17 protein-coding genes are annotated in these 16,240 nt (G+C 68.8%); all 17 read left to right on the top strand.

The annotated features are described in order from the left end of the window. Nucleotides 1-224: 224 nt before the first annotated feature. The 17 genes from ACFY04_RS23460 (at nucleotide 225) to ACFY04_RS23380 (ending at nucleotide 16,104) form a co-directional block, all read left to right on the top strand. Complete coding sequence (locus ACFY04_RS23460; RefSeq protein ID WP_389119310.1) at nucleotides 225-1,325, top strand: LCP family protein; 1,101 nt, start codon at nucleotides 225-227, stop codon at nucleotides 1,323-1,325. A 182-nt stretch (nucleotides 1,326-1,507) separates the two neighbouring features. Further along, the gene (gene rpmE / locus ACFY04_RS23455; protein ID WP_030708126.1) at nucleotides 1,508-1,726 is read left to right on the top strand and encodes a 50S ribosomal protein L31; all 219 of its coding nucleotides are present in this window, start codon (nucleotides 1,508-1,510) and stop codon (nucleotides 1,724-1,726) included. 126 nt (nucleotides 1,727-1,852) lie between these two features. Next, nucleotides 1,853-2,932, top strand: coding sequence for a peptide chain release factor 1 (gene prfA / locus ACFY04_RS23450; RefSeq protein ID WP_389119309.1), 1,080 nt, complete (start codon nucleotides 1,853-1,855; stop codon nucleotides 2,930-2,932). 47 nt (nucleotides 2,933-2,979) lie between these two features. Further along, nucleotides 2,980-3,825 (top strand): peptide chain release factor N(5)-glutamine methyltransferase, encoded by an 846-nt coding sequence (prmC, locus tag ACFY04_RS23445; RefSeq protein ID WP_389119308.1) that lies wholly within the window; start codon nucleotides 2,980-2,982, stop codon nucleotides 3,823-3,825. Nucleotides 3,826-3,874: 49 nt separating this feature from the next. Beyond that, entirely contained in the window at nucleotides 3,875-4,522 is a 648-nt protein-coding gene (locus tag ACFY04_RS23440) for an L-threonylcarbamoyladenylate synthase (protein ID WP_030720925.1), read from the top strand. Then, on the top strand, nucleotides 4,519-5,178 hold the full coding sequence (locus ACFY04_RS23435) for a protein-tyrosine-phosphatase (protein WP_389119307.1): 660 nt from the start codon (nucleotides 4,519-4,521) through the stop codon (nucleotides 5,176-5,178). Before ACFY04_RS23440 ends, ACFY04_RS23435 begins: the two co-directional genes overlap by 4 nt. 164 nt (nucleotides 5,179-5,342) lie before the next feature. Beyond that, complete coding sequence (glyA, locus tag ACFY04_RS23430) at nucleotides 5,343-6,572, top strand: serine hydroxymethyltransferase (RefSeq protein WP_389119305.1); 1,230 nt, start codon at nucleotides 5,343-5,345, stop codon at nucleotides 6,570-6,572. 104 nt (nucleotides 6,573-6,676) lie between these two features. Further along, entirely contained in the window at nucleotides 6,677-8,023 is a 1,347-nt protein-coding gene (locus ACFY04_RS23425; protein ID WP_389119332.1) for an MraY family glycosyltransferase, read from the top strand. A gap of 274 nt (nucleotides 8,024-8,297) precedes the next feature. Continuing rightward, nucleotides 8,298-8,735, top strand: a complete 438-nt coding sequence (locus ACFY04_RS23420; protein ID WP_389119303.1) for a hypothetical protein — start codon at nucleotides 8,298-8,300, stop codon at nucleotides 8,733-8,735. A 241-nt stretch (nucleotides 8,736-8,976) separates the two neighbouring features. Beyond that, on the top strand, nucleotides 8,977-9,783 hold the full coding sequence (atpB, locus tag ACFY04_RS23415; RefSeq protein WP_079406142.1) for a F0F1 ATP synthase subunit A: 807 nt from the start codon (nucleotides 8,977-8,979) through the stop codon (nucleotides 9,781-9,783). 80 nt (nucleotides 9,784-9,863) lie between these two features. Continuing rightward, nucleotides 9,864-10,091: an ATP synthase F0 subunit C gene (atpE, locus tag ACFY04_RS23410; RefSeq protein WP_030386954.1), complete on the top strand. Its 228-nt coding sequence runs from the start codon at nucleotides 9,864-9,866 to the stop codon at nucleotides 10,089-10,091. Nucleotides 10,092-10,131: 40 nt separating this feature from the next. After that, nucleotides 10,132-10,674 carry a F0F1 ATP synthase subunit B gene (locus ACFY04_RS23405; protein WP_053705305.1) on the top strand — a complete coding sequence of 181 codons (543 nt, stop codon included), beginning with the start codon at nucleotides 10,132-10,134 and terminating at the stop codon, nucleotides 10,672-10,674. Next, the gene (locus tag ACFY04_RS23400; RefSeq protein WP_389119301.1) at nucleotides 10,671-11,486 is read left to right on the top strand and encodes a F0F1 ATP synthase subunit delta; all 816 of its coding nucleotides are present in this window, start codon (nucleotides 10,671-10,673) and stop codon (nucleotides 11,484-11,486) included. Before ACFY04_RS23405 ends, ACFY04_RS23400 begins: the two co-directional genes overlap by 4 nt. A 130-nt stretch (nucleotides 11,487-11,616) precedes the next feature. Next, the gene (gene atpA, locus ACFY04_RS23395) at nucleotides 11,617-13,212 is read left to right on the top strand and encodes a F0F1 ATP synthase subunit alpha (RefSeq protein ID WP_351151261.1); all 1,596 of its coding nucleotides are present in this window, start codon (nucleotides 11,617-11,619) and stop codon (nucleotides 13,210-13,212) included. 20 nt (nucleotides 13,213-13,232) lie between these two features. Further along, nucleotides 13,233-14,150 (top strand): F0F1 ATP synthase subunit gamma, encoded by a 918-nt coding sequence (locus ACFY04_RS23390; RefSeq protein WP_389119299.1) that lies wholly within the window; start codon nucleotides 13,233-13,235, stop codon nucleotides 14,148-14,150. After that, entirely contained in the window at nucleotides 14,150-15,592 is a 1,443-nt protein-coding gene (gene atpD / locus ACFY04_RS23385; RefSeq protein ID WP_351151255.1) for a F0F1 ATP synthase subunit beta, read from the top strand. Before ACFY04_RS23390 ends, atpD begins: the two co-directional genes overlap by 1 nt. A 140-nt stretch (nucleotides 15,593-15,732) precedes the next feature. Then, nucleotides 15,733-16,104, top strand: a complete 372-nt coding sequence (locus ACFY04_RS23380; protein ID WP_389119297.1) for a F0F1 ATP synthase subunit epsilon — start codon at nucleotides 15,733-15,735, stop codon at nucleotides 16,102-16,104. Nucleotides 16,105-16,240: the final 136 nt, after the last annotated feature.

The raw sequence follows: 16,240 nt of genomic DNA, 5'->3' as shown, positions 1-16,240 counted from the left end.
CACGCGCATCACGTGACAGCCCCCGCCGCACCCGCGGCGGGGGCTGTCGCGCGTACAGACGGCTTTACGGGGTACGGGCGCCCCAACGGGGCGGCTGCGCCCCGGCTGGGCGGTTCGGGCCGGAATGGAACCCTGCGCGGCGTACGCCCGTCTGTGTCAGAGGAACCGCGGGGTGGACGGCGGGCCGGAACGACCAGGGGACCGGACACAGGACTGAGGAGAGCATGACCGAGGAGAGCAAGGACCACGGCGGACGTGCCGCGGCCCGGCGCCGCCGCAAGCCGGCGAGGCGCCGCAAGGCCGTCGCCGTTGCCGCCTGGAGCGCTGCGGGGGTGGTCCTGCTGGGGGGAGCGGGCCTCGGCTACTTCTACTTCAAGTTCAACGGCAACCTGAAGACCGTCGACATCGACCAGGCCCTCGGCACCGACCGCCCGCAGAACGTCGACAACGGCTCGATGGACATCCTCGTCCTCGGCTCCGACTCCCGCGGCGGCGCCAACGGCGAGTACGGCCAGGACGACGGCGGCTCCGCCCGCTCCGACACGGCGATGATCATCCACCTGTACGAGGGCCACGAGAAGGCCAGCGTCGTGTCGATACCGCGCGACACCATGATCTCCCGGCCCTCCTGCGCGACGGCGGGCGGGAAGACCGACCCCGGCGGCCAGCGCACCCAGTTCAACGAGGCGTTCACCGTCGGCGGGGCCGCCTGCGCGGTCAAGACCGTCGAGAAGATGTCGGGGATCCGTATGGATCACTACATAGAGGTCGACTTCACCGGCTTCAAGAAGATCATCGACAATCTCGGCGGCGTCGAGGTGACCACCACCAAGCCGATCAAGGACGGGGCCAGCCACCTCGACCTCGCGGCCGGCACCAACAAGCTCGACGGGGAGCAGGCCCTCGGCCTCGTACGCACCCGCAAGAGCGTCGGCGACGGCAGCGACCTGGGCCGGATACAGCTCCAGCAGGCCTTCATCAAGGCGCTCATCAAGCAGGTGAAGGGCATCGGGGTCTTCGACAACCCCAAGAAGCTGCTCGACATCGCCGACTCCGCGACCAAGGCGATCACCACCGACAAGGCGCTCGGTGATGTGAAGTCGCTCATGGGCTTCGCCCAGGGGCTCCAGGGCATCGACGCCCAGGACATGCAGATGATCACCCTGCCGGTCACCACGGACCCCCGCGACCCGAACCGCGTGGCCCCGCTCGCCAAGGAGACGAAGATGGTCTGGGACGCCCTGCTGGCGGACCGGCCGATCCCGGCCGAGGCCACCGTGAACTCCGCCGGCGACAAGAGCGAGGCCGGGGCGATCGTCCGGTAGAGCCCTCCCGGCAGGGTCCGCGGTCCGGTGCGGAATAGATGGCGACCCCCTGCCGTTGAGGGAGGCGTCCTCAGAATTTTGACAGGCGGCCCGGTCCTGGCAGACTGGTCTGTCGGCCCCGGTTCACGCAGTGCGCAATTCGGCTCCTGCGACCCGGCGCCCTCCCGAATCTAGGAGACACCTTGAAGCGCGATGTTCACCCCGAGTACGTCGAGACCCAGGTCAGCTGCACCTGTGGCGCGTCGTTCACCACCCGTAGCACCCTGACCGAGGGCTCCATCCGAGCCGAGGTCTGCTCCGAGTGCCACCCGTTCTACACGGGCAAGCAGAAGATCCTCGACACCGGTGGCCGTGTGGCCCGCTTCGAGGCGCGCTTCGGCAAGGGTGCGGCCAAGAAGTAGCGCGACCCAGGCGCCGGTCTCCGGCCGCCCCCTGTCCACTCGGGGGCGGCCGGACCGGCGCCTTTGTCGTCGTTCCGGCACGTCCCCCCTGCAGTCCTTCGCACTTTTCACCCCAGGAGTCCCCCGATGTTCGAAGCGGTCGAGGAATTGGTCGGCGAACACGCCGATCTTGAGAAGAAGCTCGCCGACCCTTCGGTCCACTCGGATCAGGCCAACGCGCGCAAGCTGAACAAGCGCTACGCGGAGCTGACCCCGATCGTCGCGACCTTCCGGGCCTGGAAGCAGTCCGCCGAGGACATCGAGACGGCCAAGGAGTTCGCGGCCGCCGACCCCGACTTCGCCGCCGAGGCCAAGGAACTGACCGCACAGCGCGAAGAGCTCACCGAGAAGCTCCGCCTGCTGCTCGTTCCGCGCGACCCCAGCGACGACAAGGACGTCCTCCTCGAGGTCAAGGCGGGCGCGGGCGGCGACGAGTCGGCGCTGTTCGCCGGCGACCTGCTGCGCATGTACCTGCGCTACGCCGAGCGCGTGGGCTGGAAGACCGAGATCATCGACGCCACCGAGTCCGAGCTCGGCGGCTACAAGGACGTCCAGGTCTCCGTCCGCACCAAGGGCGGCAACGGCGCCACCGAGCCCGGCCAGGGCGTGTGGGCCCGCCTGAAGTACGAGGGCGGCGTGCACCGCGTCCAGCGCGTTCCGGCCACCGAGTCCCAGGGCCGGATCCACACCTCCGCCGCCGGCGTGCTCGTCACCCCGGAGGCCGAGGAGGTCGAGGTCGAGGTCAACATGAACGACCTCCGCATCGACGTGTACCGCTCCTCCGGCCCCGGCGGCCAGTCCGTCAACACCACCGACTCGGCCGTGCGCATCACGCACCTCCCGACCGGTGTGGTCGCCTCCTGCCAGAACGAGAAGAGCCAGCTCCAGAACAAGGAGCAGGCCATGCGCATCCTGCGCTCGCGGCTCCTGGCCGCGGCCCAGGAGGCCGCCGAGCAGGAGGCCTCGGACGTGCGCCGCAGCCAGGTGCGCTCCGTGGACCGTTCCGAGAAGATCCGTACGTACAACTACCCGGAAAACCGGATCTCGGACCACCGGACCGGTTTCAAGGCGTACAACTTGGACCAGGTGCTCGACGGTGACCTCGACTCGGTCATCCAGGCCTGTGTCGACACGGACTCCGCGGCCAAGCTCGCGGCCGCGCACTGACCTGCCCCCGCACCACCCCCCGTACGACAGCAGCCCGGAGGACCAGCGTGAACTTGCTGCTTGCCGAGGTGGCCCAGGCCACCCAGCGGCTGGCCGCCGCCGGCGTGCCCTCACCGCGCTTCGACGCGGAGGAGCTCGCGGCCTTCGTACACGGCGTCAAACGGGGGGAACTGCACCACGTCAAGGACGCGGACTTCGACGCCCGCTACTGGGAGGCCGTCGCCCGCCGCGAGGCGCGCGAGCCGCTCCAGCACATCACCGGCCGTGCCTTCTTCCGGTACCTGGAGCTCCAGGTCGGGCCCGGGGTCTTCGTGCCCCGGCCCGAGACCGAGTCGGTCGTGGACTGGGCCATACACGCCGTGCGCGCCATGGACGTCGTCGAGCCGCTGATCGTGGACCTGTGCACCGGCTCCGGCGCCATCGCGCTGGCCATGGCCCAGGAGGTGCCGCGCTCGCGCGTGCACGCGGTCGAGCTGTCCGAGGACGCCCTGCGGTGGACCCGTAAGAACGCCGAGGGCTCCCGGGTCACCGTCCACCAGGGCGACGCCCTGAGCGCGCTGCCCGAACTCGACGGCCAGGTCGACCTCGTCATCTCCAACCCGCCGTACATCCCGCTCACCGAGTGGGAGTACGTCGCCCCCGAGGCCCGCGACCACGATCCGGAGATGGCGCTCTTCTCGGGCGAGGACGGCCTCGACACCATCCGCGGTATCGAGCGGACCGCCCACCGGCTGCTGCGACCCGGCGGCATCGTCGTCATCGAGCACGCCGACACCCAGGGCGGCCAGGTTCCGTGGATCTTCGCCGAGGAGCTGGGCTGGGCCGACGCGGCCGACCACCCGGACCTCAACAACCGCCCGCGCTTCGCGACGGCCCGCAAGGCCCTGCCGTGACCGGCGCGACGATTCCCGCCACCCCCCTGCTGCACGAGGAGGCCCGCTGATGGCCCGGCGATACGACTGCAACGACGCGACGGACCGTAAGACGGGTCTGCGTGAAGCCGCATCCGCCGTGCGCCGCGGCGAGCTCGTCGTGCTGCCCACCGACACCCTGTACGGGATCGGCGCGGACGCCTTCAGCCCGGAGGCCGTCCACGACCTGCTCGCCGCCAAGGGCCGGGGCCGCGGAATGCCCACCCCGGTGCTCATCGGCTCCCCGAACACGCTCCACGGCCTCGTCACCGACTTCTCCGAACAGGCCTGGGAGCTCGTCGACGCGTTCTGGCCGGGCGCGCTGACGCTGGTCGCCAAGCACCAGCCCTCGCTGGCGTGGGACCTCGGGGACACCCAGGGCACCGTCGCCGTGCGCATGCCCCTGCACCCCGTGGCGATCGAGCTGCTGACCGAGGTCGGCCCGATGGCGGTGTCCTCGGCCAACCTGTCCGGTCACCCGGCGCCCGAGGACTGCGACGCCGCGCGCGAGATGCTCGGGGACTCGGTGTCCGTGTACCTCGACGGCGGCCCGACGCCCGGCATCCAGCCGTCGTCGATCGTCGACGTCACCGGGAAGGTTCCCGTCCTGCTGCGCGAGGGGGCACTCACCGCAGACCAGCTGCGGGAGGTCGTACCCGACCTCGAGGTCGCCCCGTGAGCCCTGAGGGGCGTGGCATAGCAGGGGGGTGGTACCGCCCGGCGGTAGCCGGGGGAAACACTTTCCGCATACTCCACGTCAGCACCGGGAACGTATGCCGCTCGCCCATCACCGAGCGGCTGACGCGGCATGCACTCTCGCACCGCCTCGGCGGCCTCGTCACCGGCGACCTCATCGTGGAGAGCGCCGGCACCTGGGGCCACGAGGGCGCCCCGATGGAGGCGAACGCGGCCGCCGTGCTCGCGGACTTCGGTGCCGACGCGTCCGGGTTCATGGGGCGGGAGCTGCTGGACGAGCACGTCATACGCGCCGACCTGGTGCTGACCGCCACCCGCGACCACCGGGCCCAGGTCATCTCGATGGGCCACTCGGCGGGGCTGCGCACCTTCACGCTGAAGGAGTTCACCCGGCTGGTCCGGGCGATAGATCCGGCCACGCTGCCGCCGCTGGACGACGGCATGGCGGAGCGGGCGCGGGCGCTCGTACGGGCCGCCGCGGCCCTGCGCGGCTGGCTGCTGGCGCCGTCGCCCGACGCGGACGAGGTGTACGACCCGTACGGGGCCCCGATCACCTTCTTCCGCTCGATCGGCGACGAGATCAACCAGGCGCTGGATCCGGTCGTGACCGCCCTGACGGGCGTGACCGCCGCGCGCTGAGCGTTCGCCGGCCGGAGGCCGGCGCAGCGGTACGAAGCCCGGGAGGCCCCCGGGGCCGAGCGGCGCGAGCGCCGCGTCGGGGAGGGACCCGCCGCGCGCTGACAGGGCATCGTGGGGTCCGCGGGCCTACAGTGGCTGGTACCCGGTACCCCTGGAGCGCCGCCATGAGCGTCATCACCCAGCCCACGGACCTGCTGCGCGCGCAGGACCCGCAGATGGCCGACGTACTGGCCGGGGAGCGGCAGCGGCAGGCCGCCACGTTGCAGCTGATCGCCGCGGAGAACTTCACCTCGACCGCCGTCCTCGCCGCGCTCGGGTCCGCGCTCGCCAACAAGTACGCCGAGGGGTACCCCGGCGCCCGGCACCACGGCGGGTGCGAGTACGCCGACCTGGCCGAGCGGACCGCCGTGGAGCGGGCCAAGGCGCTCTTCGGGGCCGAGCACGCGAACGTGCAGCCGCACTCCGGCTCCTCCGCCGTGCTGGCCGCGTACGCCGCCCTGCTGCGGCCGGGGGACACCGTGCTGGCGATGGGGCTCCCGTACGGCGGGCACCTCACCCACGGGTCGCCCGCCAACTTCTCCGGACGGTGGTTCGACTTCGTCGGCTACGGCGTCGACACCGGCACGGGCCTCATCGACTACCGGCAGGTCCAGCGCCTCGCCCACGCGCACCGCCCCAAGGCGATCGTGTGCGGCTCCATCTCCTACCCCCGCCACCCCGAGTACTCGGCCTTCCGGGAGATCGCCGACGAGGTCGGGGCCTTCCTCATCGTGGACGCGGCCCATCCGATCGGCCTGGTGGCCGGCGGGGCCGCGCCCAGCCCCGTCCCGTACGCCGACATCGTCTGCGCGACCACGCACAAGGTGCTGCGCGGCCCGCGGGGCGGCATGGTGCTGTGCGGCGCCGAGTACGCGGAGCGCGTCGACCGGGCGGTGTTCCCCTTCACACAGGGCGGGGCCCAGATGCACACCATCGCCGCCAAGGCCGTGGCCTTCGGCGAGGCGGCCCGGCCGGCCTTCACCACGTACGCGCACCGGGTCGTCGCCAATGCCCGGGTGCTGGCGGGCGCGCTCCAGGAGCACGGGTTCACCGTCACCACCGGCGGCACCGACACCCATCTGATCACCGCCGATCCGGCGCCGCTGGGTGTGGACGGCCCGACCGCCCGCGGCCGGCTGGCCGCCGCCGGGATCGTGCTGGACACCTGCGCCCTCCCGTACGGGGACCAGCGCGGCATCCGGCTGGGAACGGCCGCCGTGACCACCCAGGGGATGGGGGAGGCCGAGATGGTCCGGATCGCGGCGTTGTTCGCCGCGGCGCTGGACGGGGATGGCGTGAAAACACGTACGGAGGTCGGCGAGCTCACGACGGGATTTCCCCCGTACGGGGAGTAAACAGGACAAGCTGGGCGTACTGGAACCGGGATACGGCCCCCTCGCGTCCTCGGTGGAGGTGACATCGCAGCTAATGTGTGGGGCTGAGATGGCCGGCGATACATCTGGGGCAGCCCGTGCGTGAATATCTGCTGACGCTTTGCGTCACGGTCGCGGTGACCTACCTGCTGACCGGGCCCGTGCGGAAGTTCGCGATCGCGGCCGGGGCCATGCCGGAGATCCGTGCCCGCGACGTGCACCGCGAGCCCACACCGCGACTGGGCGGCATCGCCATGTTCGGCGGTCTGTGCGCGGGCCTGCTGGTCGCGGACCACCTGCGGAACCTCAACGGCGTCTTCGAGCTGTCGAACGAACCGCGGGCGCTGCTCTCCGGGGCGGCGCTGATCTGGCTGGTCGGCGTCCTCGATGACAAGTTCGAGCTCGACGCCCTGATCAAGCTCGGCGCGCAGATGATCTCCGCCGGCGTGATGGTCATGCAGGGTCTGACCATCCTGTGGATCCCCGTCCCGGGCATCGGCACGGTCCCGCTCACCCAGTGGCAGGGCAACCTGCTCACCGTCGCGCTCGTCGTCATCACCATCAACGCCGTGAACTTCGTCGACGGCCTGGACGGCCTGGCCGCCGGCATGGTCTGCATCGCCGCCACCGCGCTGTTCCTCTACGCGTACCGGATCTGGTTCGGCTACGGCATCGAGTCGGCCGCGCCCGCGACCCTCTTCGCCGCGATCCTGATGGGCATGTGCCTGGGCTTCCTGCCGCACAACATGCACCCCGCCCGGATCTTCATGGGCGACTCCGGCTCGATGCTCATCGGCCTGGTGCTGGCCGCTTCCGCCATCTCCCTCACCGGGCAGGTGGACCCGGACGCCCTGGCCCTGTTCGCGGGCGGTGAGCGCAACGCGACCCACGCGATGCTCCCCGCCTACATCCCGCTGATCCTGCCGCTGACGGTCATCGCGATCCCGATGGCGGACCTGATCCTGGCCATCGTGCGGCGCACCTGGAAGGGTCAGTCGCCCTTCGCCGCGGACCGCGGGCACCTCCACCACCGGCTGCTGGAACTCGGGCATTCCCACAGCCGCGCGGTCATGATCATGTATTTCTGGTCAGGCCTGATCGCCTTCGGCACGGTGGCGTATTCGGTGCATTCCGCCACGATGTGGATCGTGCTGGCGATCGCCGCGCTGAGTGCGGTGGGCCTGTTCCTGCTGCTCCTGCCGCGCTTCACCCCGCGCGCCCCGCGCTGGGCGGAGGGTCTGGTTCCGCCGCGATACCGCCATGCCGAACGCGCGGCCGAAGCCGCCGCGGAAGCGGCCGCACGCGATGCCTCCGGCGCGGAGCCGGAGCCCGCGAGGTCCATCGCCGCGGGTGTCTCCGGCGTCAACGGAGCGACCGCCGTGGGCCCCCGTTCGCGCTTTCCCGACCGGCGTAAGGCTGAATCCACCCGCTGACGGTCGATTCGCATGTCGGACATGAATGCCCTTTACCAGACAAGCCACCCTCCTGTCGCGCACACACGGGCAGGGTCACTCTCATGTGTGACAGTCGGCACACCCGACAGGTAAAGCTCTCATCAAATAGTTTGTGATACCGTTCACTAAACCCGGCGACAGAGCCGAAGGACCGTAGTGCGACGGTCCCTTGGCCCGAGGTTCCCTCTCGGACCGGGCTTACGCTCGTCCCGTACGAGTCCAGTGCCCCCACCACCACGCGGAGCAAACCGCCATGCGGTCAGATGACGTCCGACTCCTCCTGCAAGCCGCCGTACCCACAGCTGTAGCCGGCGCTATCGCCGCCGCGATCAGCGCGTTGGTCGTCGGCAGCAAGGGTGCAGTCGGAGCCGTTGTCGCGACGCTGGTCGTGATTCTTTTCATGGGCATCGGATTCGTTGTTCTGCAGCGCACGGCGAAATCACTCCCGCATCTCTTCCAGGCCATGGGGCTCATGCTCTATACGGCCCAGATCCTGCTGCTCTTCGTGTTTGTCGCGGCGTTCAAGAACACCACCCTGTTCAACCCCAAGGCGTTCGCGATCACGCTCGTCGCCACCACCCTGGTGTGGATCGGCGCGCAGACCCGTGCTCACATGAAGGCCAAGATTCTTTACGTCGAACCGGACTCGGTGAAGGGCGACAAGCCCGAAAATCCGGGGCCGAAGTCGTGAAGGGTAGGGCCGGGATAAGTGGGCGTTCGAGATCCTGCTATCGTCCGGTGCCAACTGCGGCACTGCGGGCGCGGGCATCTGAGCTGACGCCTGTTCCATCGCGAGGCTCGATGCCTGACTGCCGCCCCACCATCCGTTACACCAGTCCAGTGCCGAACCGCGGCTGCGCGCCGCGCCGACACAACGAGGTTGCCGTACCTATGCGCCACGCTGAAGGAGCCCTGCGGTGAGTGCTGCTGACATGACGCTCGCCTTCGAGATCAATTGTCATTTCGAAGACGGCACTGGCTGTGGCTTCCCGGGCCCGACCCTGTACTCGTTCCTGTTCAAGCCGATCTTCGGTGACGACAGCGGCCTGTACTTCAACAAGACGATGCTGCTGGCCCTGCTGGGCTCGATCATCATCGTCGGCTTCTTCTGGGCTGCGTTCCGGAAGCCGAAGGTCGTCCCGGGCAAGCTGCAGATGGTCGCCGAGGCCGGCTACGACTTCGTGCGCCGCGGCATCGTCTACGAGACGATGGGCAAGAAGGAGGGCGAGAAGTACGTCCCCTTCATGGTCGCGACGTTCTTCTTCGTCTGGATGATGAACCTCTGGTCGATCATCCCGCTCGCCCAGTTCCCGGTGACCGCGGTCATCGCGTACCCGGCCGGCCTGGCCCTCGTCATCTACATCATGTGGATGTCGGTGACCTTCAAGCGCCACGGCTTCGTCGGCGGCTTCAAGAACATCACCGGCTACGACAAGTCGCTCGGCGGGATCCTGCCGCTGGTCATGGTGATCGAGTTCTTCTCGAACGTCCTGGTCCGGCCCTTCACCCACGCGGTCCGACTGTTCGCGAACATGTTCGCCGGTCACACCCTGCTGCTGCTGTTCACCATCGCCAGCTGGTACCTGCTGAACGGGATCGGCATCGCGTACGCCGGTGTCTCGTTCGTCATGGTCATCGTGATGACCGCGTTCGAGCTCTTCATCCAGGCTGTCCAGGCCTACGTCTTCGTGCTCCTGGCTTGCAGCTTCCTGCAGGGCGCGCTCGCCGAGCACCACTGAGCGCGACCCGCTCCAAGCAATCCCCCCAGTCGTCCGGTGGCCAACCCCCACCGGTCCGTGAAAGAGAAGGAAGAACTGGCATGTCCCAGACCCTTGCTGCCGTCACCGGTTCCCTCAGCTCCGTGGGCTACGGCCTCGCGGCCATCGGCCCCGGCGTCGGCGTCGGCATCATCTTCGGTAACGGCACCCAGGCGCTCGCCCGTCAGCCCGAAGCTGCCGGTCTGATCCGCGCCAACCAGATCCTCGGCTTCGCCTTCTGTGAGGCGCTCGCCCTCATCGGTCTGGTCATGCCGTTCGTCTACAGCTGACGAACCCCACGACTAGTCCGAATCGACGAAAGGCACTGATGTGAACCTCCTGGTTCTCGCGGCCGAGGAGCCGGGTAACCCCCTCGTCCCGCCGATCCCCGAGCTCGTCATCGGTCTGCTCGCCTTCGTCATCGTCTTCGGTTTCCTTGCGAAGAAGCTCCTCCCGAACATCAACAAGGTTCTGGAAGAGCGCCGCGAGGCGATCGAGGGCGGTATCGAGAAGGCGGAATCCGCCCAGACCGAGGCCCAGAGCGTCCTGGAGCAGTACAAGGCCCAGCTCGCCGAAGCCCGGCACGAGGCCGCGCGCCTGCGCCAGGAAGCGCTGGAGCAGGGCACTGCGCTCAAGGAAGAACTGCGCGCAGAGGGCCAGCGGCAGCGTGAGGAGATCATCGCTGCCGGCCACGCCCAGATCGCGGCGGACCGCAAGGCCGCCTCTCAGGCGCTGCGTCAGGACGTTGGCAAGCTCGCCACCGACCTGGCCGGAAAGCTCGTCGGCGAGTCCCTTGAGGACCACGCCCGGCAGAGCCGCACCATCGACCGTTTCCTCAGCGAGCTTGAGGAGAAGGCCGAGGCGGCCCGATGAACGGAGCGAGCCGCGAGGCGCTGGCCTCCGCGCGTGAGCGTCTCGACGCGCTGACGGACAACACGTCCGTCGACGCGGCGAAGCTCGCCGGTGAGCTGGCTGCCGTCACCGCGCTGCTCGACCGTGAGGTCTCGCTGCGTCGGGTCCTCACCGACCCGGCGCAGTCCGGCGAGGCCAAGGCCGAGCTGGCCGGTCGCCTGCTCGGCGGCCAGGTCGGCGGGGAAACTCTCGACCTGGTGTCCGGCATGGTCCGGTCGCGCTGGTCGCAGTCCCGCGACCTGGTGGACGCGCTGGAGGAGCTGGCGGCCACCGCCGACCTCACGGCGGCCCAGCAGGGTGGCGCGCTCGACAACGTCGAGGACGAGATCTTCCGCTTCGGCCGGATCGTCTCCTCGAACACCGAGCTGCGTGCCGCGCTGACCGACCGTGCGGCCACCGCCTCCGCCAAGAGCGAGCTGCTGCGCAGCCTGCTCGGCGGCAAGGCGAACGCTGTCACCGAGCGCCTGGTGATCCGTCTTGTCACGCAGCCGCGTGGACGTAGCCTGGAAGCGGGACTGGAGTCCCTTTCCACGCTCGCCGCCGAGCGCCGCAACCGCATGGTCGCCACCGTGACCAGCGCGGTTCCGCTCAGCGACGTGCAGCGGGCGCGTCTCGGCGCGGTGCTGGCCAAGCTGTACGGCCGACAGATGCACCTGAACCTCGACGTGGACCCCGAGGTCCTCGGCGGGATCTCGGTGCGAGTCGGCGACGAGGTCATCGACGGCACCATCGCGGACCGCCTCGCCGAGGCGTCGCGCCGCATGGCCGGCTGACCAGCCACCAATAGAACAGAAGCATTCCTAGCGGCCCGGTTGGGCCGTGCAGAACTTGCAGAAGATTCCTGGGGGTCGCCCCCAGACCCCTAAGAAGCTTCAGGCCCAACAAGGAGAGCAGGGAACCCAGATGGCGGAGCTCACGATCCGGCCGGAGGAGATCCGGGACGCACTGGAGAACTTTGTCCAGTCGTACCAGCCGGACGCGGCCTCGCGCGAGGAGGTCGGAACGGTCAGCGTTGCCGGCGACGGCATCGCGAAGGTGGAGGGTCTGCCCTCCGCCATGGCGAACGAGCTGCTGAAGTTCGAGGACGGCACCCTCGGTCTCGCCCTCAACCTCGAGGAGCGCGAGATCGGTGCGGTCGTCCTCGGCGAGTTCAGCGGTATCGAGGAGGGCCAGCCGGTGCAGCGCACCGGTGAGGTGCTCTCGGTCGGCGTCGGCGAGGGCTACCTCGGCCGCGTCGTCGACCCGCTCGGCAACCCGATCGACGGTCTCGGCGAGATCGCGACCGAAGGCCGTCGCGCCCTGGAGCTGCAGGCTCCGGGCGTCATGGTCCGTAAGTCGGTCCACGAGCCGATGCAGACCGGCTACAAGGCCATCGACGCCATGGTGCCCGTCGGCCGTGGCCAGCGTCAGCTGATCATCGGTGACCGTCAGACGGGTAAGACCGCTCTGGCCGTCGACACGATCATCAACCAGCGCGACAACTGGCGCTCGGGCGACGTGAACAAGCAGGTTCGCTGCATCTACGTCGCCATCGGCCAGAAGGGCTCGACCATCGCGTCCGTTCGCGGCGCCCTGGAAGACGCCGGCGCGCTCGAGTACACGACGATCGTCGCCGCCCCGGCGTCCGACCCGGCCGGCTTCAAGTACCTGGCGCCGTACACCGGTTCCGCCATCGGCCAGCACTGGATGTACGCCGGCAAGCACGTCCTGATCATCTTCGACGACCTGTCGAAGCAGGCCGACGCCTACCGCGCCGTGTCGCTGCTGCTGCGCCGCCCGCCGGGCCGCGAGGCCTACCCGGGTGACGTCTTCTACCTGCACTCCCGTCTGCTGGAGCGCTGCGCGAAGCTGTCCGACGACATGGGTGCCGGTTCGATGACCGGTCTGCCGATCGTCGAGACCAAGGCGAACGACGTGTCGGCGTTCATCCCGACCAACGTCATCTCCATCACCGACGGCCAGTGCTTCCTTGAGTCCGACCTGTTCAACGCGGGCCAGCGCCCGGCGCTGAACGTCGGTATCTCGGTCTCCCGCGTCGGTGGCTCCGCCCAGCACAAGGCCATGAAGCAGGTTTCCGGCCGTCTGCGCCTGGACCTGGCCCAGTACCGCGAGCTGGAGGCGTTCGCCGCCTTCGGTTCCGACCTGGACGCCGCGTCGAAGTCTTCGCTGGAGCGCGGCAAGCGTCTGGTCGAGCTGCTGAAGCAGGGCCAGTACCAGCCGATGCCCGTCGAGGAGCAGGTCGTCTCCGTCTGGGCCGGTACCACCGGCAAGATGGACGACGTCCCGGTCAACGACATCCGTCGCTTCGAGTCGGAGCTGCTGGAGCACCTGCGCCGCGAGCGCAAGGACCTCCTCACCTCCATCGCCGAGGGCGGCAAGATGTCGGACGACACCCTGACGTCGATCGCTGACGCCATCGCCGGCTTCAAGCGCCAGTTCGAGACCTCGGACGGCAAGCTCCTGGGCGAGGACGCACCGGCCGTCAACGTCTCCAAGTGACGACGGAAGGGACCTGACTCATGGGAGCGCAGCTCCGGGTCTACAAGCGTCGCATCCGTGCCATCACGGCGACCAAGAAGATCACCAAGGCGATGGAGATGATCGCCGCCTCGCGCATCGTCAAGGCGCAGCGCAAGGTGGCGGCGTCGATGCCGTACGCGACCGAGCTCACCCGTGCGGTGACCGCGGTGGCGACCGGCTCGAACACGAAGCACGCCCTGACCACCGAGGTCGAGGCGCCGACCCGTGCCGCGATTCTGCTCATCACGAGCGACCGCGGTCTGGCCGGCGGCTACTCCTCGAACGCCATCAAGCAGGCGGAGCGGCTCACCGAGCGGCTGCGCGCCGAGGGCAAGGACGTCGACGCCTACATCGTCGGCCGTAAGGGTCTGGCCTACTACGGCTTCCGCGAGCGCAAGGTCGCGGATTCGTGGACCGGCTTCACCGACAGCCCGGCCTACGCCGACGCCAAGCGCGTCGCCGGGCCGCTGATCGAGGCCATCCAGACGGAGACGGCCGAAGGCGGCGTCGACGAGCTGCACATCGTCTACACGGAATTCGTGTCGATGATGACGCAGAACCCGGTCGACGGCCGGATGCTGCCGCTCAGCCTTGACCAGGCTGCGGAGGAGACCGGTACGAAGGGCGAGATCCTTCCGCTGTTCGACTTCGAGCCGTCGGCGGAGGACGTCCTCGACGCCCTGCTGCCGCGCTACGTCGAGAGCCGCATCTACAACGCACTGCTGCAGTCGGCCGCTTCCGAGCACGCCGCCCGCCGCCGTGCGATGAAGTCGGCGACCGACAACGCCGGAGACCTCATCAAGAGCCTCTCCCGGCTTGCCAACGCGGCCCGCCAGGCCGAAATCACCCAGGAAATCAGCGAGATCGTCGGTGGCGCGAGCGCCATGGCTGACGCGACCGCGGGGAGTGACAAGTAATGACGACCACTGTTGAGACGGCCGCCGCCACGGGCCGCGTCGCCCGGGTCATCGGCCCGGTCGTCGACGTGGAGTTCCCCGTCGACGCCATGCCCGAGATCTACAACGCCCTCAAGGTCCAGGTCGCAGACCCGGCCGAGGACGGCAAGCTCAAGACCCTGACCCTCGAGGTCGCGCAGCACCTGGGTGACGGCCTCGTCCGTACCATCTCGATGCAGCCGACCGACGGTCTGGTCCGCCAGGCCGCGGTGACCAACACGGGCGAGGGCATCACCGTCCCCGTCGGTGACTTCACCAAGGGCAAGGTGTTCAACACCCTCGGTGAGGTGCTGAACTACCCGGAGGAGAACGCCAACGTCACCGAGCGCTGGCCGATCCACCGCAAGGCCCCTCGCTTCGACGAGCTCGAGTCGAAGACCGAGATGTTCGAGACCGGCGTCAAGGTCATCGACCTTCTCACCCCTTACGTCAAGGGTGGAAAGATCGGTCTGTTCGGTGGTGCCGGTGTCGGCAAGACCGTTCTGATCCAGGAAATGATCTACCGCGTCGCCAACAACCACGACGGTGTGTCGGTGTTCGCGGGCGTCGGTGAGCGTACCCGTGAGGGCAACGACCTCATCGAGGAAATGGCCGAGTCCGGCGTCATCGACAAGACGGCGCTTGTCTTCGGCCAGATGGACGAGCCCCCGGGCACCCGTCTGCGCGTCGCCCTTGCCGGTCTGACCATGGCGGAGTACTTCCGCGATGTGCAGAAGCAGGACGTGCTGTTCTTCATCGACAACATCTTCCGGTACACCCAGGCGGGTTCCGAGGTGTCGACCCTGCTCGGCCGTATGCCCTCCGCGGTGGGTTACCAGCCGAACCTGGCCGACGAGATGGGTCTCCTCCAGGAGCGCATCACCTCGACGCGTGGTCACTCGATCACCTCGATGCAGGCGATCTACGTCCCCGCGGACGACCTGACCGACCCGGCGCCGGCGACCACCTTCGCCCACCTCGACGCGACGACGGTTCTCTCCCGTCCGATCTCCGAGAAGGGCATCTACCCGGCCGTGGACCCGCTGGACTCGACGTCCCGCATCCTCGACCCGCGGTACATCGCGGCGGACCACTACGCCACGGCGATGCGCGTCAAGGGGATCCTGCAGAAGTACAAGGACCTCCAGGACATCATCGCGATCCTCGGTATCGACGAGCTGGGCGAGGAGGACAAGCTCGTTGTCCACCGTGCCCGTCGTGTCGAGCGCTTCCTGTCGCAGAACACCCACGTGGCGAAGCAGTTCACCGGCGTGGACGGTTCGGACGTTCCGCTCGACGAGTCGATCGTCGCCTTCAACGCGATCTGCGACGGCGACTACGACCACTTCCCCGAGCAGGCGTTCTTCCTGTGCGGTGGCATCGAGGACCTGAAGGCCAACGCCAAGGAGCTGGGCGTCTCCTGATCCGGCGCGCTCCTCACGGAGCGCATCCGGTTCGCACGTTCTGCGGAGAGGGGCGGGTGTGTCCCGTCCCTCTCCCCACGCCCATTAGAATTTGACCCAACACCCGGCCGACCCGCCGGGTGGTGACCCGAGGAGCCACCTTGGCTGCTGAGCTGCACGTCGAGCTGGTCGCGGCGGACCGCAATGTCTGGTCCGGCGAGGCCACCCTTGTTGTCGCCCGCACCACGTCCGGCGACATCGGCGTCATGCCCGGTCACCAGCCGCTTCTCGGTGTGCTGGAATCGGGCCCGGTGACCATCCGCACCAGTGACGGCAACACGGTCGTCGCCGCGGTGCACGGCGGTTTCATCTCGTTCGCGGACGACAAGCTGTCCCTGCTGGCCGAGATCGCCGAGCTCGCGGACGAGATCGACGTCCAGCGTGCGGAGCGGGCACTGGAGCGCGCGAAGTCGGAGGCCGATGCGGCCGCCGAGCGTCGCGCTGATGTCCGGCTGCGCGCCGTAACGGGCTGAACGCCCGTCGGAGTTTGATCGTTTGAGTCCCGGGGGGCGACCGCCGGGACTCGGCAGACCTCAGCCGCGGTCCGTGCTGGAATTTTCCAGACCGGGTCGCGGCTGAGGCGATGCAGGTCCGTTTTTTCTCATGTGT

The organism is Streptomyces sp. NPDC001549 (assembly GCF_042894025.1).
Taxonomy (GTDB): Bacteria; Actinomycetota; Actinomycetes; order Streptomycetales; family Streptomycetaceae; genus Streptomyces; species Streptomyces kutzneri.
The sequence above is the reverse complement of the archived record's forward strand: the minus strand, read 5'-3'. Positions and strand labels throughout refer to the sequence as shown.